This is a genomic window from Streptomyces sp. SAT1, assembly GCF_001654495.1.
GTDB lineage: Bacteria > Actinomycetota > Actinomycetes > Streptomycetales > Streptomycetaceae > Streptomyces > Streptomyces andamanensis.
The window spans coordinates 2197499-2221802 of record NZ_CP015849.1 but is presented as its reverse complement, the minus strand read 5'-3'; the positions used below and the strand labels follow the sequence as shown (position 1 = coordinate 2221802).

Here is a 24304-nt window from a genome sequence, read left to right as displayed (position 1 = left end):
CTGTTGATCCGGTGTCTTTCCGGTTTCCTTTCGATGTCTTTCGGGCTCCACGGCATGTGTGCATTCGGCGCGTTTGCGCCGGTCACCCTGCGCGGAGCGCGGTCGCGCGGTACGGGTTTTGAACCGCTGGAAGGCCTTGAGACGGTCCTTGGTCACAGGTTCGCGCCGTGTTACATTCGGGAATGCACCATGTCCGATTCGCTGGTTCGCAGCGAATATCGCTGCCATCGCCGCGTACCTCAATGAACCGGCACCGAGTAAGGTAGCCACGGTAGGGGATAGTGTGACGAACGAGTCTGGCAAATGGGCGGACCCCAACTACTCATCGGTCGATCAGTCGGACAGAACAGTCCCTGTCAATCTGCGGCAGACAGGCCGACCGGACATCAAGCTTCTGATATCGACACGCGCCCGTAAGTCGCCGTACTGGCATCTCGCGGTCGAAGCGGGATGCTGGCGCGCGGAGGTCTACAACCGCATGTATCTGCCCAGGGGCTACGGCTCCGACGAGGGCGGCGGGTCCGGAGCCGAGTACGAGGCGCTGACGCAGCGGGTGACGTTGTGGGACATCGCGGCCGCCCGGCAGATCCGCGTGCGGGGGCCCGAGGCCACCGAGTTCGTCGATTACGTCGTGACGAGGGACGTCACGCGGCTGGCGTCCATGCGGGCGGCGTACACCGTGCTCTGCGACGCCGGCGGCCGGATGGTCAACGATCCGCTGCTGCTGAAGATCTCCCCCGAGGAGTACTGGTTCAGCATCTCCGACTCGGATCTGTCGCTGTGGCTCAAGGGGGTGAATGTCGGCAAGGGGTTCGATGTCCAGATCCAGGAGATGGACGTGTCGCCCGTCCAGATCCAGGGGGCGCAGGCGAACAGCCTGATGGCCGACCTCATCGGCGATATGGCCGCCGAGATGCCCGTTTTCGGTCTGGCGGAGACCGAGATCGCCGGACTTCCGGTACTCGTTTCACGGACCGGTTTCTCCGGAGAGGCCGGATATGAAGTCTACCTCAAGAATTCAAGCATTCACGCGGAGCAGATGTGGGATGCGATTCTCCGGGCGGGCGATAAGTACGGACTGACGGTGACCGGCCCCATACAGCCCCACCGGGTCACGTCAGGAATTCTCGCGTGGGGGCAGGACGTCGACAGCGAGATGGTTCCTTTCCAGGTCGGACTGGCGTCCCACATTCCCCGCAACAAGGCGTCGGACTACATCGGCCGTGCCGCCCTCGAAAAGATGCGGGACGAGATCGCCGCCGGAAACCACCCTTACCGGCTCACCATGGTGGGCCTGAAGATGGAGGGTGAGCCGCTCGTGGACTACCTGTCCGACTTCTGGCTGGTCGCACCGGCGCCGGACGCGGAACCCGTGGGCTACGTGACGTCCGCCTCGTACGCCCCGAAGATCCGGTCGAACGTCGCCCTGGCCCGCCTGCCCGTCGACCTCGCGGTCCCGGGGACACAGGTGTACGTGTCCAAGCCGTCCGGCGACTCGACGGGCACGGGCATCCCGGCAGTGGTCTCGGAGTTCCCGATCGAGTGAAGCCGCCCGGCCACGGCCCCGGGCAGCCGGAACGGCCCGCCGGCTCCCCCGGCGGGCCGTTCCGGCCGCCCGGCCGCGGGCGCGGGGGCGGTTCCTGCCTCAGGCCGAGCCGACCCCCGCCGTCTGCCGCACCTCGTCCTCCTGGAGGCGGTCGGCGGTGCGCTCGGCGGTGCGGCGGGCCCAGGGGCCGCTGGTGAGGGCGCCCAGGACGAGGACGAGGACGCCGCAGGCGACCAGGACCCACCAGCCGGGGCGGGCGGCGGAGACGAAGGTGTCGCGGTAGGACGAGGAGCCGATGCCGGAGACCAGGAGGGCGCCGACCACGGCGACGCCGAGGGTCGAGCCGAGCTGCCTGCTGGTGGAGGCGACGGCCGCGGCGACCCCGGCCTGGGCGCGGGGCATGCCGGAGACGGCGGTGTTGGTGATGGGCGCGTTCACGAAGCCGAAGCCGATGCCGAACAGGACGTAGCCGAGGACCAGGGTGAGGTCGGACGTCTCCGCCTCGAAGGCGGCGAACAGCACCGCGCTCACCGTCATCGCGGTCCCGGCGATCAGCAGCGGCAGCCGGGGCCCGCGGGTGCCGACCAGCCGCCCGGACAGCGGCGCGCACAGGAACGTGGGCGCCGCCATCGGCAGCATCCACAGACCGGCGTGCAGGGCGTCGAGGCCGCGCACGTTCTGGAGATAGAGCGTGGAAAGGAACAGGAAGCCGCCGAGCGCCGCGAAGCCGCTGACCGCGATGACCGTGGCCCCGCTGAACGGCGCGGAGCGGAAGAAGCGCAGGTCGATCAGGGGTTCGGCGCGGCGCGGCTCGTACCACAGCAGCCCGAGCAGCGCGGCGAGCGCGACGGCGGCGAACGGCACCACGACGGCGGCGCTGGCGTCCGGCGCCTCGATGATCGCGTACGTCAGCGCGCCGAACAGGGCGATGACGAGCACCTGGCCGACCGGGTCGGGGCGGCGGGCCCGGGGGGCGCGGGACTCGGGGACGTAGCGGAGGGTGAGCAGGATCGCGGCGAGGGCGACGGGCAGGTTGAGCCAGAAGATCGAGCGCCAGCCGACCGACTCCACCAGCAGCCCGCCGACCAGCGGCCCGGCCGCCATGGATATGCCGACCACCGCGCCCCACACACCGATGGCACGGGCGCGTTCGCGCGGGTCGGTGAAGGTGTTGGTGATGATCGACATGGCGACCGGGTTGAGCATCGAGCCGCCGACCGCCTGCACCATCCGGAAGACGACGAGCAGCTCCAGATCGGGCGCGAGCGAGCACAGCAGCGAGCCGAGGGCGAAGACGACAAGACCGGTCATGAAGACGCGCTTGCGGCCGACGCGGTCGGCGGTGGAACCGGCGAGCATCAGCAGCGACGCCAGGACCAGCGTGTAGGCGTCGATGGTCCATTGCAGGCCGGACGTGCTCGCGTGCAGCTCGCGCTGCATGGAGGGCAGGGCGACGTTCAGGACGGTGTTGTCGAGACTCACGATCAGCAGGCTCATGCAGCAGATCGCGAGCACCAGCAGCCGCCGGCGGTGACTCAGCTCGGGCATGGGTTCCAGCGTAGTCCACTTCGATAGTGCGGTTAACTAATGACCGTTACAAGTGCCTCGCGCATGCGGGACAATGAGGGAATGCCCATGCCCGAGTCCCCCCTCCAGATCGGTCCGCACATCGCGGCGCCGCCGGTCGTCCTCGCCCCGATGGCCGGGATCACCAACGCCCCCTTCCGCACCCTGTGCAGGGAGTTCAGCGGCGGCAAGGGCCTGTTCGTCAGCGAGATGATCACGACCCGGGCCCTGGTCGAGCGCAACGAGAAGACGATGCAGCTGATCCGGTTCGACGCGAGCGAGCAGCCGCGTTCGATCCAGCTGTACGGCGTCGATCCGGCGACCGTCGGCAAGGCGGTCCGCATGATCGCGGAGGAGGGCCTCGCCGACCACATCGACCTGAACTTCGGCTGCCCGGTCCCCAAGGTGACCCGCAAGGGCGGCGGCTCGGCCCTGCCCTTCAAGCGCAACCTGCTGCGCGCGATCCTGCGCGAGGCGGTCAGCGGCGCGGGGGACCTGCCGGTCACCATGAAGATGCGCAAGGGCATCGACGACGACCACCTCACCTACCTCGACGCCGGCCGCATCGCCGCCGAGGAGGGCGTCACCGCCATCGCGCTGCACGGCCGCACCGCCGCCCAGCACTACGGCGGCACCGCCGACTGGGACGCCATCGCGCGTCTCAAGGAGCACGTCCCGGAGATCCCCGTCCTCGGCAACGGCGACATCTGGTCCGCCGAGGACGCGCTGCGCATGGTCCGCGCCACCGGCTGCGACGGCGTGGTCGTCGGCCGCGGCTGCCTGGGGCGGCCCTGGCTCTTCGCCGACCTGGTCGCGGCCTTCGAGGGCCGCCCGGACGCGTTCGTGCGGCCCACGCTGCGCGAGGTCGCCGACGTGATGGTGCGGCACGCGACCCTGCTCGGGGAGTGGATCGGCGACGAGGCACGCGGTGTCATCGACTTCCGCAAGCATGTCGCCTGGTACCTGAAGGGCTTCGCGGTCGGCTCCGAGATGCGCAAGCGCCTGGCGATCACCTCCTCCCTGGCCGAGCTGCGCACCGGCCTGGACGAGCTGGACCTCGACCAGCCCTGGCCCACCGGCGCCGACGGCCCCCGCGGCCGCACCTCCGGCAACAACCGCGTCGTCCTCCCGGACGGCTGGCTCAAGGACCCCTACGACTGCGCCGGCGGCATCAGCGAGGACGCGGAAATGGACACATCGGGCGGCTGAGGCCCCGTTCCCGGCCGCCGGGCCCCTGGCTCCCGGTTCTCGGCCGCCGGGTCCCTGGCTCCCGGTTCTCGGCCGTCGGGTCCCTGGCTCCCGGTTCTCGGCCGCCGGGCCGCTGGCTCCCGGCCCCCGGCCTCGGGCCCCCGGATTCCAGCCCTCGTCCCCAGCCTCCGGCCCGCTCCCGCCCCTGGCCGCACGGACTCCCTGGGGCCAGTCCCCGCCCTCGCCCCACCCCGAGTGGCGCCCGACCGCCGCTCCGCCCCCTCCCGAGCGCGCGCAAAGCGCGTCCACGCGTCCCCAGCGCGGCCGGACATGCGGTCCGGGCGTCCGCATGGTGAAATCCGAGCGTGTGCGGCAGCGTGATTCTCGCCACCCTTGAGAGGGGTTTTGCTCAGATGAGCGGATCTTTGCCCGTCTGCACTTCTCCAAGGGGTGGCACTCGGTGCCACCCGGTGATCGTTCATCGATCGAAATCACACGTGCCCATAGCCGCTCACATGAGCGATCGAGCGGGTTCGCGAGCCAGAATCCGTTCAAGAAGTGAAAACATCCGGCCCTGACGACTTGCCAAGCCTTGACTTTCGATCCGCTGGCGGACCGCTGGTTACAGGCGCATGACGCACGAGTGGACGTACCCACAAGCCTTTGATCTGGGTATGTTCCTCGCCGTCAGGGCAGCCACCGCGTCCTCGAGGAGTCGAGACCCGTGTCGGAAAACAAAGATCTCCAGGTACCCGCGCCGGGCGGGAGCGTTGAGGGCGTGAAGTTCGTCTACGACTTCACCGAGGGCAACAAGGACCTCAAGGACCTGCTCGGCGGCAAGGGCGCGAACCTCGCCGAGATGACCAACCTGGGGCTCCCCGTCCCGCCGGGCTTCACCATCACCACCGACGCCTGCAAGGTCTACCTGGACAGCGGCGAGGAACCGGCGGCCCTGCGCGACGAGGTGAGTGCGCACCTCGACGCGCTGGAGCAGCGCATGGGCAAGAAGCTCGGCCAGGCCGACGACCCGCTGCTGGTCTCCGTGCGCTCCGGGGCGAAGTTCTCCATGCCCGGCATGATGGACACCGTCCTGAACATCGGGCTCTCCGACAAGTCCGTCCAGGGCCTGGCCAAGCAGGCCGGCGACGAGCGGTTCGCGTGGGACTCCTACCGCCGCCTCATCCAGATGTTCGGCAAGACCGTCCTCGGCGTCGACGGCGACCTCTTCGAGGACGCGCTGGAGAAGGCCAAGGAGACCAAGAAGGTCGCCGTCGACACCGAACTGGACGCGGCCGACCTGAAGAAGCTGGTCACCAAGTTCAAGAAGATCGTCAAGACCGAGGCCGGCCGCGACTTCCCGCAGGACCCGCGCACGCAGATGGACCTCGCGATCAAGGCCGTCTTCGAGTCCTGGAACGGCGACCGCGCCAAGCTCTACCGCCGCCAGGAGCGCATCCCGCACGACCTCGGCACCGCCGTCAACGTCTGCTCGATGGTCTTCGGCAACCTCGGCCCCGACTCCGGCACCGGCGTCGCCTTCACCCGCGACCCCGCCTCCGGCCACCAGGGCGTCTACGGCGACTACCTCCAGAACGCCCAGGGCGAGGACGTCGTCGCCGGCATCCGCAACACCGTGGCGCTCGCCGAGCTGGAGCAGATCGACAAGAAGTCGTACGACCAGCTCATGCAGATCATGGAGACCCTGGAGAACCACTACAAGGATCTCTGCGACATCGAGTTCACCATCGAGCGCGGCCAGCTCTGGATGCTCCAGACCCGCGTCGGCAAGCGCACCGCGGGCGCCGCCTTCCGCATCGCCACCCAGCTCGTCGACCAGGGCCTGATCGACGAGGCCGAGGCGCTCCAGCGCGTCACCGGCGCCCAGCTCGCCCAGCTGATGTTCCCGCGCTTCGACGACGGCGCCAAGGTCGAGCAGGTCGGCCGGGGCATCGCCGCCTCGCCGGGCGCCGCCGTCGGCAAGGCCGTCTTCGACTCGTACACCGCCGTCAAGTGGTCCCGCTCGGGCGAGAAGGTCATCCTGGTCCGCCGCGAGACCAACCCCGACGACCTGGACGGCATGATCGCCGCCGAGGGCATCCTGACCTCCCGCGGCGGCAAGACCTCCCACGCGGCCGTCGTCGCCCGCGGCATGGGCAAGACCTGTGTCTGCGGCGCCGAGGACCTGGAGGTCGACACCAAGCGCCGCCGGATGACCGTCCCCGGCGGGCACGTCGTCGAGGAGGGCGACGTCATCTCCATCGACGGCTCCTCCGGCAAGGTCTACCTGGGCGAGGTCCCGGTGGTGCCCTCCCCGGTCGTGGAGTACTTCGAGGGCCGGATGCACGCGGGCGCCGACGACGCCGACGAACTCGTCCAGGCGGTCCACCGCATCATGGCCTTCGCCGACCGCAAGCGCCGCCTGCGGGTGCGCGCCAACGCCGACAACGCCGAGGACGCGCTGCGCGCCCGCCGCTTCGGCGCCCAGGGCATCGGCCTGTGCCGCACCGAGCACATGTTCCTCGGCGACCGGCGCGAACTGGTCGAGCGGCTGATCCTCGCCGACACCGAGGCCGAGCGCGAGGAGTCCCTCAAGCAGCTCCTGCCGCTCCAGAAGAAGGACTTCGTCGAGCTGTTCGAGGCGATGGACGGCCTGCCGGTCACCGTGCGCCTGCTCGACCCGCCGCTGCACGAGTTCCTGCCCGACATCACCGAGCTGTCGGTCCGCGTGGCCCTGGCCGAGTCCCGCCAGGAGCCGCACGAGAACGAGCTGCGCCTGCTCCAGGCCGTGCACCGGCTGCACGAGCAGAACCCGATGCTGGGCCTGCGCGGCGTCCGCCTCGGCCTGGTCATCCCCGGCCTGTTCACCATGCAGGTGCGGGCCATCGCGGAGGCCGCCGCCGAGCGCAAGGCCGCCAAGGGCGACCCGCGCGCCGAGATCATGATCCCGCTGGTCGGCACCGTCCAGGAGCTGGAGATCGTCCGCGAGGAGGCCGACCAGGTCGTCGCGGAGGTGGAGGCGGCCACCGGGACCAGGCTCAAGCTGGCGATCGGCACCATGATCGAGCTGCCGCGCGCCGCGCTCACCGCCGGGCAGATCGCCGAGGCCGCCGAGTTCTTCTCCTTCGGCACCAACGACCTGACCCAGACCGTGTGGGGCTTCAGCCGCGACGACGTGGAGGCCAGCTTCTTCACCGCGTACCTGGAGAAGGGCATCTTCGGGGTGTCGCCGTTCGAGACGATCGACAAGGACGGCGTCGGCTCCCTGGTGAAGTCCGCCGCCAAGGCCGGCCGCGCCACCCGCCCCGACCTCAAGCTCGGCGTCTGCGGCGAGCACGGCGGCGACCCGGAGTCCGTCCACTTCTTCCACGAGGTGGGTCTGGACTACGTCTCCTGCTCCCCGTTCCGCATCCCGGTCGCCCGCCTGGAGGCGGGCCGCGCGGCCTCCGGCTCGGAGGGCAGCGACCACCGGTAGAGCCGGTGACCGCCGGCCACGCGCCGGCGCCGCAGATCCCGGAGTCCTCGTCGTGGTCCCCGACCCTCACTACCGATTGCGACGAGGACTCCGGTCCCCACAGCGAAACAGCGAAACAGCGAAGGGGCGGCGTCCTGTGCGGGGACGCCGCCCTTCCCGTGTCCGGCTCCGCACGGCCGGCGGTGCTCAGTCCTGGTCGGTGTGCTCGCGCGCGATCTTGCCGCTGGCCGCGTCGACGTCGTACGTCGTCTTCTTCCAGTCCTTCGTGTCGACGACGTCGACGGCCCAGACGAGCTTGCCGTCGTTCTCGTCGAGCATGGCGCCGGTGACGGTGCCCTTCTTCTTGCCGGTGGCGGTCTTCACGGCCTGGGCGGGGCTCTGCGTGGCCTTGCGCAGCCGGTCGGCCACTTTGCGGCGGTCGTCGGCGCTCTGGCCGGACTGGGTCTGGTTGCGGAAGACCTTCCCGTTCGCCGCGTCGACGTCGACCATGTGGACCGTGCCGTCGGCGGCGGCGACCTTCGCCTGCCACTCCGGGGAGCCGGGGGAGGGGGCCGGGGCGGGCGAGGACGGGCTCGCGGTGCCGGGGCTCGCGGTACCCGGGCTCGCCGTGCCGGGACTGGCCGTGCCGGGGCTAGCCGTGCCCGGCGACGCGGAGTTCTCCTGCGAGACGGCCTTCAGCTCGATCCCCATGAGTTTGCCCCCGGACACCTCCTTCACGGCGGTGCCGGCGGCCTTGTCCCAGCTCACCTTCGTCTTGGAGACCAGGTCCCGGCGCTGCATCTGGTCCTTGGTCAGCGAGGCGGTGGGCGAGGGCGAGGCGGTGTCGGTCGGCGAGGCGGTCGTGGGAGCGGCCTCGGCCGCCTCGGCCTGCGACCCGGTCGTGGTCGAACAGGCGGTCATCAGCAGGGCGGAACCGCCCAGGGCGCAGATCGCGACGATCGTGCGGAGGGGCGGGATACGAAGCGCAGTGGTCATAGCACTGTCAGTAACCCCCGCACCGGAACATGACACCGACCCGCCGCCGAATCCACCCCAATGGCCCCGCCCGTCACCGGCCCGGCCGTGTACGCCGTGCGAGCGCGCCGGGCGGGTGCGCGCCGTGCGGCCGGGGCTGGCCGAAACGGTGCTCTTGACGCGTACACACCGCTGCAACGCTCCTGTCGTAATCGCGGCGCATGGTTGATCGTTGGGCCGTGCGCGGCGGGTGTGCGGCCGCGTGGCAGGGCATACGGCACCGGGCACAGGTGCGGGGACACGAACGCCAGGGGGCGCAGATGACCATCAGCCGCAGAGCACTGCTCGCCGCCGGGGCCGTCGCGGGCGGCGGACTGCTGACCGCCTGCGGCGGCAACACCGGGCGCGGGGGCGGCGGCTCGGGGCCCGCGCTGTCGCAGTGGTACCACCAGTACGGCGAGCCGGGCACCGAGCAGGCGGTCAAGCGGTACGCCGCCGCGTACGAGAAGGCGCGCGTCACCGTGCAGTGGCGGCCGGGCGACTACGACCGGCAGACCGCCGCCGCCCTGCTGACCGACTCCGGTCCCGACGTCTTCGAGGTCGACGGGCCCACCCTGGACCAGATCCAGGGCGGCCAGGTCGCCGACCTCACCGCCCTGCTCGCCGGGGTCGAGGACGACTTCAACCCGGCGGTGCTCGCCCCGAAGAAGTACGACGGGAAGATCTGGGGCGTCCCGCAGGTCGTCGACATGCAGATGCTCTACTACCGCAAGAGCCTGCTGAAGGACGCCGGTCTCGAACCGCCCGGCACCCTCGACGCGCTCGTCGACGCCGCGAAGAAGCTCACCACCAGGAAGACCAAGGGCCTCTTCCTCGGCAACGACGGCGGCGCGGGCGTCCTCGGCGGAACTCCCCTGTACGCGGCCGGACTCCAGCTCGTCACCGACGACGGCAGGCCCGGCTTCGACGACCCGGCCGCCGCCCGCGCCCTCGCCAAGATCCGCAGGCTCTACGCCGACAGGTCGCTGCTGCTCGGCGCCCCCGCGGACTGGTCCGACCCGTCCGCCTTCCTCCAGGGCCTGACCGCCATGCAGTGGTCCGGGCTGTGGGCGCTGCCCCAGGTGCAGAAGGAACTCGGCGACGACTTCGGGGTGCTGCCGTTCCCGAAGGACGGCCCGGCCGGACGGCCCGCCGTGCCGGTCGGGGCGTACGCCGCCGCCGTCAGCGCCCGCAGCCGCGACCGGGAGGCCGCCGAGGCGTACGTGAAGTGGCTGTGGGTCGAACGCACCGACGACCAGGAGGACTTCGCGCTCTCCTACGGCTTCCACATCCCGGCCCGGATCTCGCTGGCGAAGAAGGCCGCCAAGCTGCGCACGGGCGCCGCCGCCGAGGCGGTCCGCCTCACCACCGACCACGGCCACGCCGAGCCCCTGCTGTGGACCCCGGCCGCTCGCACCGCCTACCAGGACGCGCTGAGCCGGATCATCAAGGACGGCGCCGACCCGGACGCCGAACTGCGGGCGGTGCTGCGGAAGGTGACGGCCGAGCTCGACCGCGTACGGAACAAGAAGCCGTGAGCAGCCGTACGGTGGCCGGCCCCGCCACGGGCCCCCGGGCGGGCGGCGAGCGCGCACCGGGCGACCGCACGGCGGCGGCCCGCCGCGGCCTCACCCGGCGGCGCACCCTGTGGTTCTGGGTGTTCGTCGGGCCCTTCGCCGCCGGGCTCGCCCTGTTCACCTACGTCCCGCTGCTGTGGAGCGTCGGCCTCAGCTTCTTCGACGCGCACAACACCGTCACGCCCACCCGCTTCGTCGGCCTCGGCAACTACACCGCGATGCTGTCGGACGGCGCCTTCACCGGCAGTCTGCGCACCTTCCTGCTGTTCACCGCGTTCATCGTCCCGGCCACCTATGTCCTGTCGCTGGCGCTCGCCCTCATGGTCAACCGGGTGCGCCGGGCGCAGGCGTTCTTCCGGTCGGTGTTCTTCCTGCCGGCCGCGTGCAGCTATGTCGTGGCCGCGCTGATCTGGAAGATGTCGATCTTCAACGGGGTCCGGTTCGGCCTGGCCAACACCGTCCTGGACGCCTTCGGCGCCGAGCCGGTGGCCTGGCTGTCCACCACCCACCCGCCGTGGTACTGGCTGGTCATCGTCACCGTACGGCTGTGGCTCCAGGCGGGCTTCTACATGATCCTCTTCCTGGCCGGGCTCCAGCGGATCGACCCGGTGCTCTACGAGGCCGCCGCCGTGGACGGCGCCCGGCCCGGACCGCAGGTGCTGCGCCACATCACGCTGCCCCAACTGCGCGCCACCTCCGTCGCGGTGGTGCTGCTCCTCGTCGTCAACGCCTTCCAGTCCTTCGACGAGTTCTACAACCTGCTCTCCGACGCCCGCGGTTACCCGCCCTATGCCCGCCCGCCGCTCGTCTACCTCTACTACACCGCCCTCGGCCAGGGGCAGAACCTCGGGACGGGCAGCGCGGGCGCGGTGATCCTCGCCCTGATCATCGCGGTCGTCACGGTGGGCCAGGCCCGCTGGTTCGGGCTGGGAAGGACGGATGCCGATGGATGACGCCCTGGTCCGGGCCGGGCGGGCGCTGCGCCTCGTGCTGCTGATCGCGCTCGCCCTGCTCTTCCTGGTCCCCTTCTACCTGCTGGTGCGCAACGGCCTGTCCAGCGAGCAGGACATCACCTCGCCCGACTGGACACTCTTCCCCTCCGAGCTGCGCTGGGGCAACATCCGCGAGCTGTTCGACGACACCTCCGTGCCGTTCGCCCGCTCGCTGCTGAACTCCGCGCTGATCGCGGTCGCCACCACGCTCGGCACCCTGGTCCTCGCCTCCCTCGCGGGCTACGGCCTGGCCCGCATCCCCTACCGGCACGCGAACAAGGTCTTCTACGCCGTCCTGGGCACCCTCATGGTCCCGGCCGCCGTCACCTTCGTGCCCAGCTTCGTGCTGGTGTCGTCGCTGGGCTGGATCTCCACCCTGCGCGGACTGATCGTCCCCACCCTGTTCTCCGCCTTCGCCTGCTTCGTCTTCCGGCAGTACTTCCTGGGCTTCCCGCGCGAGCTGGAGGACGCCGCGCAGGTCGACGGGCTCGGCTACTGGCGGACCTACTGGCTGATCGTCGTGCCGAACGCCCGGCCGGTGTTCGCGGCCGTCGGCACGATCGTCTTCCTCGGCGCCTGGAACTCCTTCCTGTGGCCGCTGGTCATCGGCCAGGACCAGAGCGCCTGGACGGTCCAGGTCGCCCTGTCCTCCTTCACCACCGCCCAAGTGGTGCGGCTGCACGAGCTGTTCGTGGCCGCGGCCGTCTCGATCCTGCCGCTGCTCGCGGTGTTCCTGTGCTTCCAGCGGTGGATCGTGGCGGGAGTGGAGCGCTCCGGGATCGACTGACGCCGCGGCCGGGTCGCGCCACGGCGTCACAGCGAGCCGCCGCTGTCCACGACCAGATCGGTGCCGACGAGCGAGGCCGCGTCGTCGGAGGCCAGGTAGAGGATGGCGGCGGCGACCTCCTCGGTGGCGGAGACCCGGCCGAGGGGGAGGGTGGCGCGGGCCCGCTCGGTGCGGCCCTCCTCCGTCTCGCCGGGGCGCAGCGACATCCCGGTGGCGGTCGCGCCGGGGCTGACCACGTTGACGCGGACGCCGTCGCCGATGTGGTCCAGGGCCGCGCCCCGGCTGAGCGCGGTCACGGCGGCCTTGGTCGCGGAGTAGGCGGCGGCGCCCGGCGAGGTCGTGTGCGGGCCGAAGGTGGAGGACACGTTGACGATCGCGCCGCCGGACGGCTGGGTCCGCATCCGGCGGATCTGCGCCTGGAGGGCCAGGTGGACGCCGGTGACGTTGACGGCGAGCTGGGTGTGCCAGTCGTCCTCGGGCAGCTCGGCCAGGGGCGTGCCGCCCCGGAAGACGCCCGCGTTGTTGACGGCGACGTCGAGCGAGCCGAAGCGGTCCACGGCGGTCCGGACCAGCGCCTCGGCGTCGGCGGCGCGGGAGACGTCCGCGGCCACCGCGAGCGCCGTGCCGCCCGCCTCCTCGATCAGCGCGACCGTCTCGGCCAGCGGCTCCGGGCGGCGTCCGGCGACGACGACCCGGGCGCCCTCGGCGGCGAACGCGCGGGCCGTCGCCCGGCCGATGCCGGAGCCCGCGCCGGTGACCAGCACGGTCCGGCCGTCGAAGCGTCCGGCGGGGCGGGTGCTCTGGGTGGTCATGATCTCCCCTTTGGGCAGCTCTGGTTGGTGGGTCTTTATTTGACCGAACGGTTCAGTATGAAGGCCGAAGAAAACGCCCCCGCGTGCGAGGGGGCGGCGGATCAGCCGAGCAGGGCCAGGGCCTGCTCGGTCGCGTCGCGGACCCGGGCCGGGTCGCGGGTGGCCTTGCCCACCACCCGCATGCCCTGCATCAGCACCAGCAGCATCCGGGCCAGGGCGCGCGGATCGCGCTCGGCGTCCAGCTCGCCCTGGGCCCGCGCGCGGGTCAGCGCCGAGCCCAGCAGCGTCTCCATGTAGTCCCAGCGCTGCTCGACGCGGCGCGCCGCCTCGGGGTCGTGCGGCGCCAGCTCGGCCGCCGTGTTCGTCACGAAGCAGCCGCACTCCCGCTGTTCCGAGGTGGCCTCGCCGGCGAACCGCCGGATCACCGCCCGCACCGCGGGCAGCGCGGGCCCCGGCTGGGACAGCTCCCGCAGCAGCACCGCGTCGCTGTTCTCGCAGTACCGGTCGAACGCCTTGAGGTACAGCTCGTGCTTGCTGCCGAACGTCGCGTACAGACTGGCGCGCCCGATGCCGAGGTGCGCCACGAGGTCCGCCATCGACGTCGCCTCGTAGCCACGCCGCCAGAACAGCTCCAGGGCCGACTGCAACGCGGCGTCCGGATCGAACTCCTTGGTCCTGGCCACGTACGGAAGGCTAGCCCTTTCTGAAACGCACGGTCAAGTAAGCGGCCGGTCGGGGGAGGGGCGGACCTCAGAAGTCGCTCAGATGCATGGATCACGCACCCGCCCTTGCCTAGGGCCTGTCGTCAAATTCCCGCCTGCCCCGCGACGCCATGCACGCACTCTCGCCGCACCGGGCCCAGACCCGAGGTCCAGTACGCGGGCCAGGGCCCGGCACGCCGAGAGCACGCACCTGACGCCGCGAAGCCCGCCCTCCGGGCGGACGACGGGAATTTGACGACAGGCCCTAGGGTCATGATCATGCCCGACATATCGCTGACCGTGATCGCCCTGCTGTGTCTCGCCGCGCTCGCGGCGGGGTGGATCGACGCCGTGGTCGGCGGGGGCGGGCTGCTGCTGTTGCCGGTGCTGCTGCTGGGGCTGCCGGGATCCACACCGGCCGCGTCCGCGCTGGGCACCAACAAGGCGGTCGCGATCGTCGGGACGACCGGCGCGGCGGTCACCTACGCCCGCCGGGCGCCCGTGGACGTGCGCACGGCGGTGCGCATCGGACTCGCGGCGCTCGCCGGGTCCTGCGCCGGTGCCTTCTTCGCGGCCGGGATGAGCACCGATGTGCTCAAGCCGCTGATCATGGTGGTGCTGCTCGCGGTCGGGGCCTTCGTGATCCTGCGGCCCGCCTTCGGCACCGCCCCGGCGCCCGGCCCGGCCACCCGGCGGCAGATCCTGGCGGCGATCGGCCTGGCGGGCCTCGGCATCGGCTTCTACGACGGCTTCATCGGCCCCGGCACCGGTACGTTCCTGGTGCTGGCGCTGACCGCCGTCCTGCACCTGGACCTGGTGACCGCCTCCGCCACCGCCAAGATCGTCAACTGCTGCACCAACGCCGGTGCCCTGGCCACCTTCGCCTGGCAGGGGGCGGTGCTGTGGGAACTGGCTGCCCTGATGGCGGTGTTCAACCTGGCGGGCGGCATGCTGGGCGCCCGCACCGCGCTGAAGAAGGGCAGCGGCTTCGTCCGCGTCGTGCTGCTGACGGTGGTGTGCGCGCTGGTGGTGAACCTCGCCTACGAGCAGTGGGTGGCGTAGCGCGGCGGACCGCCTGCCCGCGGAGTCAGCGGCTGCCCGTCAGATGGGCGAAGACGACCACGTTGCCCTGGTAGCCGGTGGCCCGGGAGTAGCCGCCGCCGCAGGTGATCACCCGCAGCTCGGGGCGGGTCGCGGCGCCGTACACCTTCTGGTCGGGGAAGTCCTTCGCCGCGTACACCTCGATCGCGTCCACGGTGAACACCGCGACACCGCCGTCCCGGCGGTCCACCTCGATCACGCTGCCCTTCTTCAGCGCGCCGAGGTCGTAGAAGACGGCGGGGCCCTGGGTGTTGTCGACATGGCCGGCCACGATCGCGGTGCCGCGCTCGCCGGGAGTGGTCCCGGCCTCGTACCACCCGGCCAGGTTCTTGTCGGCGGCCGGCGGCACGGCGAGGCTGCCGGAGGCGGTGAGGCCCAGGCCCGTCAGGGGAGCGTCCACCCGGATCGAGGGGATGCGGATCCGGGTGGGCGGGGAGGGCGGCAGCGCGGGCGCACTCAGCCGCTCCTCGCCCGGGTCCGGGGTGCCCTCGGCCGCGGCGGGCTGGGGCGGGGCGTGCGTGGCGCCCTCACCGTGCAGCAGCCACACGCCGCAGCAGAGGCTGACGACGGTGACGGCGGCTATCGCACAGTCGCCGATCCTGCGCATGCGTACCCCTCTCCGTATTTCCTCGTGTCGGGGCGGGTCCTGCGGTCGTGTCCCCTTCCCCTCCGGGCCGCGAGGGGCGTCGCACCCGGAGGGGGAGGGGACGTGCGGTACCGGCCGACGGACAGCGGAGGGTGTCCGTCAGATCCCGTCGCCTCTCGCCCGGCGATGCAGGAGCCAGGTACCGCCCGCGGCGGCGACGGCGAGAGCCGCCACGCCGGCCGCGGTCTGCACGGGGTCGTGGCCCAGAGCGCCGCCGACCCCCGTCTTCACACTTCCGCGGGGCTGCACCTGCTGCCCCTGTGCCGCCGTCAACGTGACGACCAGGTCGCCCTTGATCTCCCGGCCGCCCTCGGCGCACTCCGCGACGATCTCGTACGTCCCCGGCTGCGCGCTCTCCGGCACCCGGAAGCGGCCGATCGCGTCGTCCCGCTCGCTCGGCGCCAGGGTGAAGGGACCCGCGCCGACCGCGCTGGCGTCGCCCGCCGCGGAGGACTTCCCGCCGCACGCGGTGGTGTTCACGGTGACCTGCCCGCCCGGCACCACCGAGGTGGGGTACACCTCCAGGCCGCTCGCGGCCGAGCCGAGGGGGCGCGTGGCCACGGGAGCGGTGTCCGCGCCGTACGCGGGCGCGGCGAGGCCGCTCACGGCGGCGACGGCGAGCGCGGCCCCGGTCACGGCCCCGGCCGGCAGACGTGCGGTACGTCGCATCGGTGCTCCTTAGAGCTGCTCAGCGGTCGGGACACGGCCGCGGCACCCGCATGTGCCGCCGTCGTCGCGTCCCTGCCCTTCCGAGGTAAGTGGCACAGCCGCCCACGCGCTTCCTGAGGGGCCGTCAGAAATACGGTGAACGGGTGCCGCCGCGCCCGCCTCGGGCACCGGAAGGCGCGACGTTCCCGCAGGTCAGGGCGTATGCCCCTGACGGGGTGTCGGAAATTTCCCGAAGGGTGCCCGGTGCGGGGGTGAACGGGTGACCGGGGTGTGCGGACCGGGCGCCGGGCCGCCGCTTGACCTCAACCTTGGTTGAGCTACCAGGCTGTGCCGCATGGACACCACCACCGCGCCCGGCGCGCCCCTGAAGGTCACCCTCGTCCTCGGCAGCAACCGGCACGGCCGCTTCGGACCCGTGGTCGCCGACTGGCTCCTCACCCATCTGCGCGCCCGCACCGGCCTCGCCGTCGAGGTCGTGGACGTGGCCGACACCGCCGCGCTCCCGACCAGCCTGGACCCCGGCCCGCAGGCGCGGGCCGCGCTCGCGGAGATCACCCCGAAACTCGCGGGGGCGGACGCGTTCGTCGTGCTGACCCCCGAGTACAACCACTCCGTCCCGGCCGGCCTCAAGAACCTCATCGACTGGCACTTCACCGAGTGGCAGGCCAAGCCGGTCGCCCTCGCCTCCTACGGCGGCCTCGCCGGCGGCCTGCGCGCCGTCGAGCACCTGCGGCAGATCTTCGCCGAGCTCCACGCGGTCACCGTCCGCGACACCGTCTCCTTCCACAACGCCGGCGCCTCCTTCGACCACACCGGCCACCCCAAGGACCCGACCGCCCCCGACGCCGCAGCCAAGGCCATGCTCGACCAGCTGACCTGGTGGGGCCACGCCCTGCGCGAGGCGAGGGAGCGGCGGCCGTACGGGGGTTAGGGGGGCGGGGCGGGCCCTCGTGCGCACGACGACGGCCGCCCGGACGTGTGGTCCGGGCGGCCGCTGTGGCCGGTGGGGGCGGGTGTCAGTTCACGCTCACCGCGCTCCAGGCCGCCGCCACCGCGTTGTACTCCGCGCTGCCGGAGCCGTAGAGGTCCTTGGCGGCGTTGAGGGTGGCGGTGCGGGCGGCCGCGTAGTTGGTGGAGGAGGTCATGTAGACCGTGAGGGCGCGGTACCAGATCTTGCCGAGCTTGTCGTGGCCGATGCCGGTGACCGTGGAGCTGTTGCAGGTGGGGGAGTTGTAGGAGACGCCGTTCACGGTCTTGGCGCCGCTGCCCTCGGCGAGCAGGTAGGCGAAGTGGTTGGCGACGCCCGAGGAGTAGTGGACGTCGAGGTTGCCCACCGAACTGCTCCAGCAGTCGGCCGAGTTGCCGTCCCTGGAGGGCTTGTCCATGTAGCGCAGGGCGGTGCCGCCGAAGCCGGAGCGGACGATCTCCTCGCCGATCAGATAGTCGCCGGGGTCGGCGGGGTTGGCCGCGTACCACTCGACCAGGGTGCCGAGGATGTCGGAGGTGGCCTCGTTGAGCCCGCCGGACTCGCCCGAGTACGTCAGCGCCGCCGTCTTGGACGTCACGCCGTGCGACATCTCGTGCCCGGCGACGTCGAGGGCGACCAGCGGACCGAAGGTCGTGCCGTCACCGTCGCCGTACGTCATGCAGAAGCAACTGTCGTCCCAGAAGGCGTTGTTGTAGTTGGTGCCGTAGTGGACGCGGTTGTACGAGCCCTTGCCGTCGCCCGCTATGCCGGTGCGGCCGTGGACGTTCTTGTAGTAGTCCCAGGTCTCGTCCGTGCCGTACTGGGCGTCCACCGCCGCCGACGCCCGGTCCGCCGTCGCGCCCGTGCCCCAGTGGTTGTCGGCGTCCGTGAACAGGGTCGCGGGCGCCCGCTGGAAGCAGATGCCGAAGATGCACAGGTCGGTCTTGTTCTCCGCGTCACCGGTGTACGTGTTGCCCCGCGTCGGGTCCTTGAGCTGGTACGACGAGCCGGACTGGGTCGTCTCCAGCGCGACCGTCCCGCTGTAGAGGGACTTGCCGTCGCCGGTCGCCGTCTCGATGCTGTCCCAGGCGTCGATCTGCGCCCCGGTGCGCGCGTCGGTCAGGACGGTACGGGCGACCGGGTTGCCGAGCGAGTCCAGACCGGCGGCGACCGTGCGCCAGGCCAGCCGCGGACTGCCGTGCAGGGCGTCGACGACCAGGCTCGGCCGGGCCTTGACCTGCTGGAACCGGGCCCCGGCGTGCGCGCCGCGCAGGGCGCGCTCCGCCAGATCGGCGGCCTTCGGGGCGGTGAGCGCCGGGGTGGTGGTCGCCAGTGCGATCGTGCCGTGGGTGGCGCGGTCCGCGCCCCGGTACGCCCCGTCCGGGGCCAGGTGGACCACGAAGTCGCCACCCAGCACGGGCAGTCGGTCGTAGGTGCGGTCGTAGCGGACGTGCTGCGTGCCGTCCTTGTCGACGATCACGTCCCGCACGGCGGTGTGCTCGGCGGAGGTGAGCCCCAGGGCGCCGGCGTGGCCCGCGAGCGCCGAGGCGGCGTTGTGGACGGCGGTGGTCCGGTCGGGTCCGGGGTCCGCGTGCGCGGCGGGGGAGAGTACGGCGGCCAGCAGGGTGGCGGCGGTGGCGGCCCCTGCGGCCGCGGCCAGGCGGGAACCTCGGGTGTGCCGTGTCCGACTGCTCATCGGTCTCCTTGAGCGCGGGCGCCCTCGGGGGCGCGTGGGGGTGGCGCTGACGGTGACTGAGATTTAAGTGGGCATGACATGTCATGTCCATAGCGCCCGCACGGTCGGATGAACGGGGAGAGGGGTTGGGGAGAGGGGTCGGAAAGAGGGGGTGGGCGGGTGGCGGAGGCATGCCCCCGCCACCCGCCCACCCGCCGGGATCGGTTCAGCTCAGCCCAGCAGCCGCAGCCCCTCGGGCACGGCGATGCCGAACTCCCCCTCGGCCACGCGCCGCGCCTCCGCCTCGTCCGTGAGCGTCCGCCCGGTCACCGTGCCGTCGGCGAGGGTCTCGGTGAACCGGGCGCCGTCCAGGCAGACATGGCGCCCGGCGGTGGTCCGCTGGAGGTAGGCGCGGCGGGTGAAGGGGGAGCGAGGATGGGTGGCGACGTACCAGTTGGCCACCTCGAAGTCGGTGGCGACGAACCGCTCCTGCGTGAAGGCGTACTGGGCGATCCAGTCCGCCGCCCCGGGGTCGTACGCCTGTAGCGCCCACAGCTCCAGCGGGCCGCCGTGCGGCAGCCGTACGAGCCGGTGGCGCCGCCCGGCCCCCGCGAACTCGGGCCCCACGGCCAGCGGCACCGGCTCCAGCAGCGCGCCGGTCGCCCCGAAGCCCACGTCCGCCAGATACGGCCGCGCCTCGCCCGGCACGGCCACCCGCAGCATCATGTGCGTACGCGGCCGGCTCTCCGGGTCGTCGGCGCCCAGCACCACGCGCCCCGCCAGCCCGGACACCTCGAAACCGAGCGCCCGGAGGGCCAGCGCGAGCAGCGTGTTCTGCTCGTAGCAGTAGCCCCCGCGCCGGCCGCGCACCATCTTGGCCACCAGATCGGCGGGCGCCAGCGAGGGCGCCCGGCCCGCCAGCGCGTCCAGGTTCTCGAACGGGACGGACAGGGCGTGCGCCAGGTGCACCTCGCGCAGCGTCGCGATCCCGGCGCGCCGCTCGCCCCGCAGGCCGATGCGCGCGAGATACGCGTCGAGGTCGAACGGCTCGCCCGCGGGGGCGGCCGAAGCGGTGTCGGTCTCGTCGGTCTCGCTGGTCTCGCTGGTCTTGTCGGTCGCGCTGGTCGCGCTGGTCGCGCTGGCCGCACTGGCCGCGCTGGTCTTGCTGGGCTCGCTGGGCTCGGAGGTGTCGCTCGTCTCGGCGTGGGACATGCCCCGAACCTACGCCGACGCGCCCCGCCGACGCCCGGACCCCCGGTCCCGACCGGTCTCCTCCGGTGGACCTAGGCCGACACCGGCGTCCCGGTCAGGGGAAGGGCGCTCAGCGCGCGTCGGCCAGCGCCCGCGCCACCCCGGGCTCCTTCGGCCCCAGGAAGGTCGGGTCCGGCCGGAAGACCGCGTCCAGCGCCGCCTTCCCGGCCGCGAACACCTCCCGCGCGCCGCCGTAGTACCAGGTGGCGTCGTGCACGGCGTCCACCCCGACACCGTAGGAGTCGATGCCCGCCGCCTCGCACAGCGCCACCGCCCGCCGGATGTGGAAGCCCTGGCTGACCAGCACCGCCCGGTCCACACCGAAGATCTTCTTCGCCCGCACACAGGAGTCCCAGGTGTCGAAACCCGCGTAGTCCGTGACGATCCGGTCGGCCGGTACGCCGTGCCCGGTCAGGTACGTGCGCATGGCGTCCGGTTCGTCGTAGTCCTCCCGGCTGTTGTCGCCGGTCACCAGGACGACCTTGATCCTTCCGTCCCGGTAGAGCCGCGCCGCCGCGTCCAGGCGGTGCGCCAGGTACGGCGACGGCTCGCCGTGCCACAGGCCCGCGCCGAACACCACGGCGACGTCGGTGCGCGGCGCGTCGGCCGTGGTGCGCAGCCGGTCCCCGGTCGTGACGTACAGCCAGGTCGCCGGCAGCAACGCCAGCACGCACACCGCCACCACGGCCCGCACCAGCCGCCGCTGCCCGGCCCGCGTGCGCGGCAGCCGCGGCCGCCTCCATCCCGGTCGGCGTGTCCAGCGCATCGCCCGGCCCCCTCTCGTACGGCCGTACACGCGCGCGTGTGTGCGGTACGGGCCCCGATCAGCAAGGACGAGCCAGGACCCGCCCCGGTTCACCCGCCCGCCCACCTGCACTCTCCTCGTGGCGCACGGCAGCCGCGACGGTGACGGCACCGGCACGCGCGCGTGGTGGCCCTGCCCGGCCCGCGTCCGCTGCTCGCGCGGGCGTCGCACGACCGGCCGACCGGCCGACCGAGGCGGCCCGGTGCCCGCCCGCCGACGCGGCGCCGCACCGGGAGAACGCGGTCGTGCCGACCGCCACGGGCTCCAGCGCCCCGGGGCACGCGATCGCGCGCCCGGCCCCCGCCGCATCGCCCGGCTGTCGGCCACCCGCCTCGGCGTGCCCGCGGTCCCCCCTCACGCCTCGGCCACCGCGCCCACCGTCCCGGCCGCCATGCACGCCCCCACGCCTGCGCGCAGCCGGCACCGGATCGCCGTCGCCTTGCCTCGCCTCCTGCCTCGCCTCGTCCCCTGCCTCGCCTCGTCCCCTGCCGCACCGCGCCCGGCCGCCTCGCCTACGCGCGCGCCGCCCACGTCCCCGGCCCCGCCGCCCCTCACCCGGCCCGCCGCGCCCGGCGAGGCCGCCCCTCACCCGACCCGCCCCGCCCGGCGAGGCCGCCCCGCCCCGCCCCGCCCCCGCGTGGCCCTCGCCGAGCGGCCCCGCCCGGAGCGCACCGCCGCGTCCCGCTTGTCAGTGGGTGCCCGTACTGTCGAGGCATGGCAGGGATCGCATCCGAGACGGCGGCGCCGTACGAGAACCAGCTTCCGCCCGAGGGCTACGACCCGGCGGCCATCGACCGCTGGGCCGGTGAGCCGGACAAGCGGCCGGGGCGTACGGCGTTCCAGCGCGACCGCGCGCGGGTGCTGCACTCCGCGGCCCTCAGACGGCTGGCCGGCAAGACCCAGGTGGTCACGCCGGACAAGGCACCGCAGGGCGTCGGCGCGTGGGACGCCAGCCCCCGCACCCGGCTCACCCACTCGCTGGAGTGCGCGCAGGTGGGCCGCGAGCTGGGCGCCGCCCTGGGCTGCGACCCGGACCTGGTGGAGGCCGCCTGCCTCTCGCACGACCTGGGCCACCCGCCCTTCGGGCACAACGGCGAACAGGCGCTGAACGAGTTCGCGCACGACTGCGGCGGCTTCGAGGGCAACGCCCAGTCGCTGCGCCTGCTCACCCGGATCGAGCCCAAGCGGTTCGTCACCGGCCCCGGAGCGGACGAACCGGTCAGCGTCGGGCTGAACCTCACCCGGGCCGCCCTGGACGCCGCCACCAAGTACCCCTGGCCGCGCGGCGCCCACCCCACCGACCCGGCCTCGCCCAAGTTCGGGGTCTACGAGGACGACCGGCCGGTCTTCGACTGGGTGCGCCGCGGCGCACCCGGCACCCGCACATGCTTCGAGGCCCAGGTCATGGACTGGTCCGACGACGTGGCGTACTCGGTGCACGACGTGGAGGACGGCCTGCACGCCGGCCACCTCGACCCCGGCTGCCTGCGCTCGGCGCCCGAGCGGCGGGCCGTCTTCGCGGTCGCCGTCGGCCGCTACGTCCCGGCGGGCACCGAGCACGAGGAGCTGGCCGAGGCCCTGGACCGCCTCCTCGACCAGGAGTGGTGGCCGCACGGCTACGACGGCTCCGCCATGGCCCAGGCCCGCCTGAAGGACGCCACCAGCCAGCTCATCGGCCGCTTCTGCCTGGCCGCCGAGGGCGCCACCCGGCAGGCGTACGGCGACGGCCGGCTGACCCGGTACGGCGCGGAGCTGGTCGTCCCCAGGAGCACCCGAATGGAGTGCGCCGTCCTCAAGGCCGTCGCCGACCGCTTCGTCATGCAGCGCGACGAGCAGGAGCGGCTCCGCGCCGACCAGCGGATCGTCGTCGCCGAGCTGGCCGCCGCGCTCACCGAGCGCGCCCCCGAGGGCCTGGACCCGCAGTTCCGCGCCCTGTTCACCCGGGCCGCCGACGACCGCGCCCGCAAGCGCGTGATCGTCGACCAGATCGCCTCCCTCACCGATGTCTCGGCCCGCTCGCTTCACGCACGGCTGACGGGGGCCCGGACGGGGCAGGGATGACGTCATGGAACTGACAGCGCGCTTACGGACCGCCGTGATACCGCTGTTACGCATGGGGCCAGGGTGACCCCAGTGCCGGGGCCCGGCGCCCCGGGGTGACCCTGCGTGGCCTGATCGGGCCACTCCCTCTTCCCGCATCACGCTCCGCGCGGGACGCTCGCACGTGGCGGCACCCGCAGTTTCTCCGGGGGACAGCCCCCGGCCCCCCGGCAGGAGGCAACAAGTGGTCGACGCGGATCAGACATTCGTCATCGTCGGAGGAGGTCTGGCCGGCGCGAAGGCGGCCGAGACGCTGCGCGCGGAAGGCTTCAGCGGCCGGGTGATCCTCATCTGCGACGAGCGCGACCACCCCTACGAGCGCCCGCCGCTGTCCAAGGGCTATCTGCTCGGCAAGGACGAGCGCGACAGCGTCTTCGTGCAGGAACCGGCCTGGTACGCGCGCCATGACATCGAGCTGCACCTCGGCCAGACCGTCGTCGCCGTCGACCGCGCCGCCAAGACCGTCCACTACGGCGACGACGGCACCCACGTCCGCTACGACAAGCTGCTGCTGGCCACCGGCGCCGAGCCGCGCCGCCTGGACATCCCCGGCACCGACCTGGCCGGCGTCCACCACCTGCGCCGCCTGGCCCACGCCGAGCGACTGAAGAACGTCCTCACCCACCTCGGCCGGGACAACGGCCATCTGGTGATCGCGGGCGCCGGCTGGATCGGCCTGGAGGTCGCCGCCGCGGCCCGCTCCTACGGCGCGGAGGTCACCGTCGTCGAGCCCTCCGCCACCCCGCTGCACGGCGTGCTCGGCCCCGAGCTGGGCCAGCTCTTCACCGAGCTGCACCGCGAGCACGGCGTCCGCTTCCACTTCGGCGCCCGGCTGACCGAGATCGTCGGCCAGGACGGCATGGTGCTGGCCGCCCGCACCGACGACGGCGAGGAGCACCCCTGCCACGACGTGCTCGCCGCGATCGGCGCCGCCCCGCGCGTCTCGCTCGCCGAGGCGGCCGGCCTGGAGCTGGCCGACCGGGCGCACGGCGGCGGTGTGATCGTCGACGAGCGGCTGCGCACCGCCGACCCGGACATCTTCGCCGCCGGTGACGTGGCCGCCTTCCCGCACGCCCTGTTCGGGACCCGGCTGCGGGTGGAGCACTGGGCCAACGCGCTCAACGGCGGCCCGGCCGCGGCCCGCGCGATGCTCGGCCGGGACGTCGTCCACGACCGGGTGCCGTACTTCTTCTCCGACCAGTACGACCTGGGCATGGAGTACAGCGGCTGGGCGCCGCCCGGCTCGTACGACCAGGTGGTGATCCGCGGCGACGCCGGCAAGCGCGAGTTCATCGCGTTCTGGGTGAAGGAGGGCCGCGTCCTCGCGGGGATGAACGTCAATGTGTGGGACGTCACGGACCCGATCCAGGCCCTGATCCGCGCGAGGACCCCGGTGGACACCGACGCGCTGGCCGACCCGCACGTCCCGCTGGACACCCTCGTCCCGTAGGACCTG

Annotated in this window: 19 protein-coding genes; 10 read left to right on the top strand and 9 right to left on the bottom strand. The window is 72.5% G+C overall.

Annotated features, from left to right (window positions below; translation table 11 throughout):
- Positions 1 to 283 precede the first annotated feature (283 nt).
- Complete coding sequence (locus A8713_RS09670; protein ID WP_079158896.1) at positions 284 to 1546, top strand: glycine cleavage T C-terminal barrel domain-containing protein; 1263 nt, start codon at positions 284 to 286, stop codon at positions 1544 to 1546.
- 99 nt (positions 1547 to 1645) lie between these two features.
- Here A8713_RS09670 and A8713_RS09665 read toward each other — a convergent pair whose 3' ends face one another.
- A complete protein-coding gene (locus A8713_RS09665) occupies positions 1646 to 3094 on the bottom strand; it encodes an MFS transporter (protein ID WP_064533049.1) in 1449 nt (482 codons plus the stop codon).
- Positions 3095 to 3175: 81 nt separating this feature from the next.
- On the opposite strand from A8713_RS09665, the gene dusB reads away from it, so the two are divergent.
- Together dusB and ppdK are read left to right on the top strand one after the other, a co-directional pair.
- On the top strand, positions 3176 to 4321 hold the full coding sequence (gene dusB / locus A8713_RS09660; protein WP_064533048.1) for a tRNA dihydrouridine synthase DusB: 1146 nt from the start codon (positions 3176 to 3178) through the stop codon (positions 4319 to 4321).
- A gap of 703 nt (positions 4322 to 5024) precedes the next feature.
- Positions 5025 to 7772 (top strand): pyruvate, phosphate dikinase, encoded by a 2748-nt coding sequence (gene ppdK, locus A8713_RS09655; protein WP_064533047.1) that lies wholly within the window; start codon positions 5025 to 5027, stop codon positions 7770 to 7772.
- Positions 7773 to 7958: 186 nt separating this feature from the next.
- Here ppdK and A8713_RS09650 read toward each other — a convergent pair whose 3' ends face one another.
- Positions 7959 to 8747, bottom strand: coding sequence for a PepSY domain-containing protein (locus A8713_RS09650; protein WP_064533046.1), 789 nt, complete (start codon positions 8745 to 8747; stop codon positions 7959 to 7961).
- Between the two features lie 299 nt (positions 8748 to 9046).
- Between A8713_RS09650 and A8713_RS09645 the strand changes: the two genes are divergently transcribed.
- From A8713_RS09645 to A8713_RS09635, 3 genes are read left to right on the top strand one after another with little or no spacing between them, the layout of a single operon-like run.
- Positions 9047 to 10303, top strand: a complete 1257-nt coding sequence (locus A8713_RS09645) for an ABC transporter substrate-binding protein (protein ID WP_173860825.1) — start codon at positions 9047 to 9049, stop codon at positions 10301 to 10303.
- Positions 10300 to 11295, top strand: a complete 996-nt coding sequence (locus A8713_RS09640) for a carbohydrate ABC transporter permease (RefSeq protein ID WP_382851424.1) — start codon at positions 10300 to 10302, stop codon at positions 11293 to 11295. Before A8713_RS09645 ends, A8713_RS09640 begins: the two co-directional genes overlap by 4 nt.
- A complete protein-coding gene (locus A8713_RS09635; protein ID WP_064533045.1) occupies positions 11288 to 12121 on the top strand; it encodes a carbohydrate ABC transporter permease in 834 nt (277 codons plus the stop codon). Before A8713_RS09640 ends, A8713_RS09635 begins: the two co-directional genes overlap by 8 nt.
- A gap of 26 nt (positions 12122 to 12147) precedes the next feature.
- Here A8713_RS09635 and A8713_RS09630 read toward each other — a convergent pair whose 3' ends face one another.
- Positions 12148 to 12933 carry an SDR family NAD(P)-dependent oxidoreductase gene (locus A8713_RS09630; RefSeq protein WP_064533044.1) on the bottom strand — a complete coding sequence of 262 codons (786 nt, stop codon included), beginning with the start codon at positions 12931 to 12933 and terminating at the stop codon, positions 12148 to 12150.
- A 101-nt stretch (positions 12934 to 13034) separates the two neighbouring features.
- Positions 13035 to 13616, bottom strand: coding sequence for a TetR/AcrR family transcriptional regulator (locus A8713_RS09625; RefSeq protein ID WP_064533043.1), 582 nt, complete (start codon positions 13614 to 13616; stop codon positions 13035 to 13037).
- Between the two features lie 297 nt (positions 13617 to 13913).
- Here A8713_RS09625 and A8713_RS09620 point away from each other — a divergent pair, with 297 nt between their 5' ends.
- Positions 13914 to 14696: a sulfite exporter TauE/SafE family protein gene (locus tag A8713_RS09620; protein ID WP_064537379.1), complete on the top strand. Its 783-nt coding sequence runs from the start codon at positions 13914 to 13916 to the stop codon at positions 14694 to 14696.
- A 25-nt stretch (positions 14697 to 14721) separates the two neighbouring features.
- Here the strand turns inward: A8713_RS09620 and A8713_RS09615 are convergent, their stop codons facing one another.
- Complete coding sequence (locus tag A8713_RS09615) at positions 14722 to 15342, bottom strand: class F sortase (RefSeq protein ID WP_064533042.1); 621 nt, start codon at positions 15340 to 15342, stop codon at positions 14722 to 14724.
- Positions 15343 to 15480: 138 nt separating this feature from the next.
- Entirely contained in the window at positions 15481 to 16050 is a 570-nt protein-coding gene (locus A8713_RS09610) for a hypothetical protein (protein ID WP_064533041.1), read from the bottom strand.
- A 334-nt stretch (positions 16051 to 16384) separates the two neighbouring features.
- Between A8713_RS09610 and A8713_RS09605 the strand changes: the two genes are divergently transcribed.
- Positions 16385 to 16981 (top strand): NADPH-dependent FMN reductase, encoded by a 597-nt coding sequence (locus A8713_RS09605; protein ID WP_064533040.1) that lies wholly within the window; start codon positions 16385 to 16387, stop codon positions 16979 to 16981.
- 85 nt (positions 16982 to 17066) lie between these two features.
- On the opposite strand, the gene A8713_RS09600 is transcribed toward A8713_RS09605, so the two are convergent.
- From A8713_RS09600 to A8713_RS09590, 3 genes are all read right to left on the bottom strand, one after another.
- Positions 17067 to 18713: a M4 family metallopeptidase gene (locus A8713_RS09600; protein WP_064533039.1), complete on the bottom strand. Its 1647-nt coding sequence runs from the start codon at positions 18711 to 18713 to the stop codon at positions 17067 to 17069.
- Positions 18714 to 18923: 210 nt separating this feature from the next.
- On the bottom strand, positions 18924 to 19904 hold the full coding sequence (locus tag A8713_RS09595; RefSeq protein WP_237305333.1) for an arylamine N-acetyltransferase family protein: 981 nt from the start codon (positions 19902 to 19904) through the stop codon (positions 18924 to 18926).
- A gap of 109 nt (positions 19905 to 20013) precedes the next feature.
- Entirely contained in the window at positions 20014 to 20709 is a 696-nt protein-coding gene (locus A8713_RS09590) for a SanA/YdcF family protein (RefSeq protein ID WP_079158895.1), read from the bottom strand.
- Positions 20710 to 21462: 753 nt separating this feature from the next.
- Between A8713_RS09590 and A8713_RS09585 the strand changes: the two genes are divergently transcribed.
- On the top strand, positions 21463 to 22809 hold the full coding sequence (locus A8713_RS09585) for a deoxyguanosinetriphosphate triphosphohydrolase (protein ID WP_064533038.1): 1347 nt from the start codon (positions 21463 to 21465) through the stop codon (positions 22807 to 22809).
- A 223-nt stretch (positions 22810 to 23032) separates the two neighbouring features.
- The gene (locus A8713_RS09580) at positions 23033 to 24298 is read left to right on the top strand and encodes an NAD(P)/FAD-dependent oxidoreductase (protein WP_064533037.1); all 1266 of its coding nucleotides are present in this window, start codon (positions 23033 to 23035) and stop codon (positions 24296 to 24298) included.
- Positions 24299 to 24304: the final 6 nt, after the last annotated feature.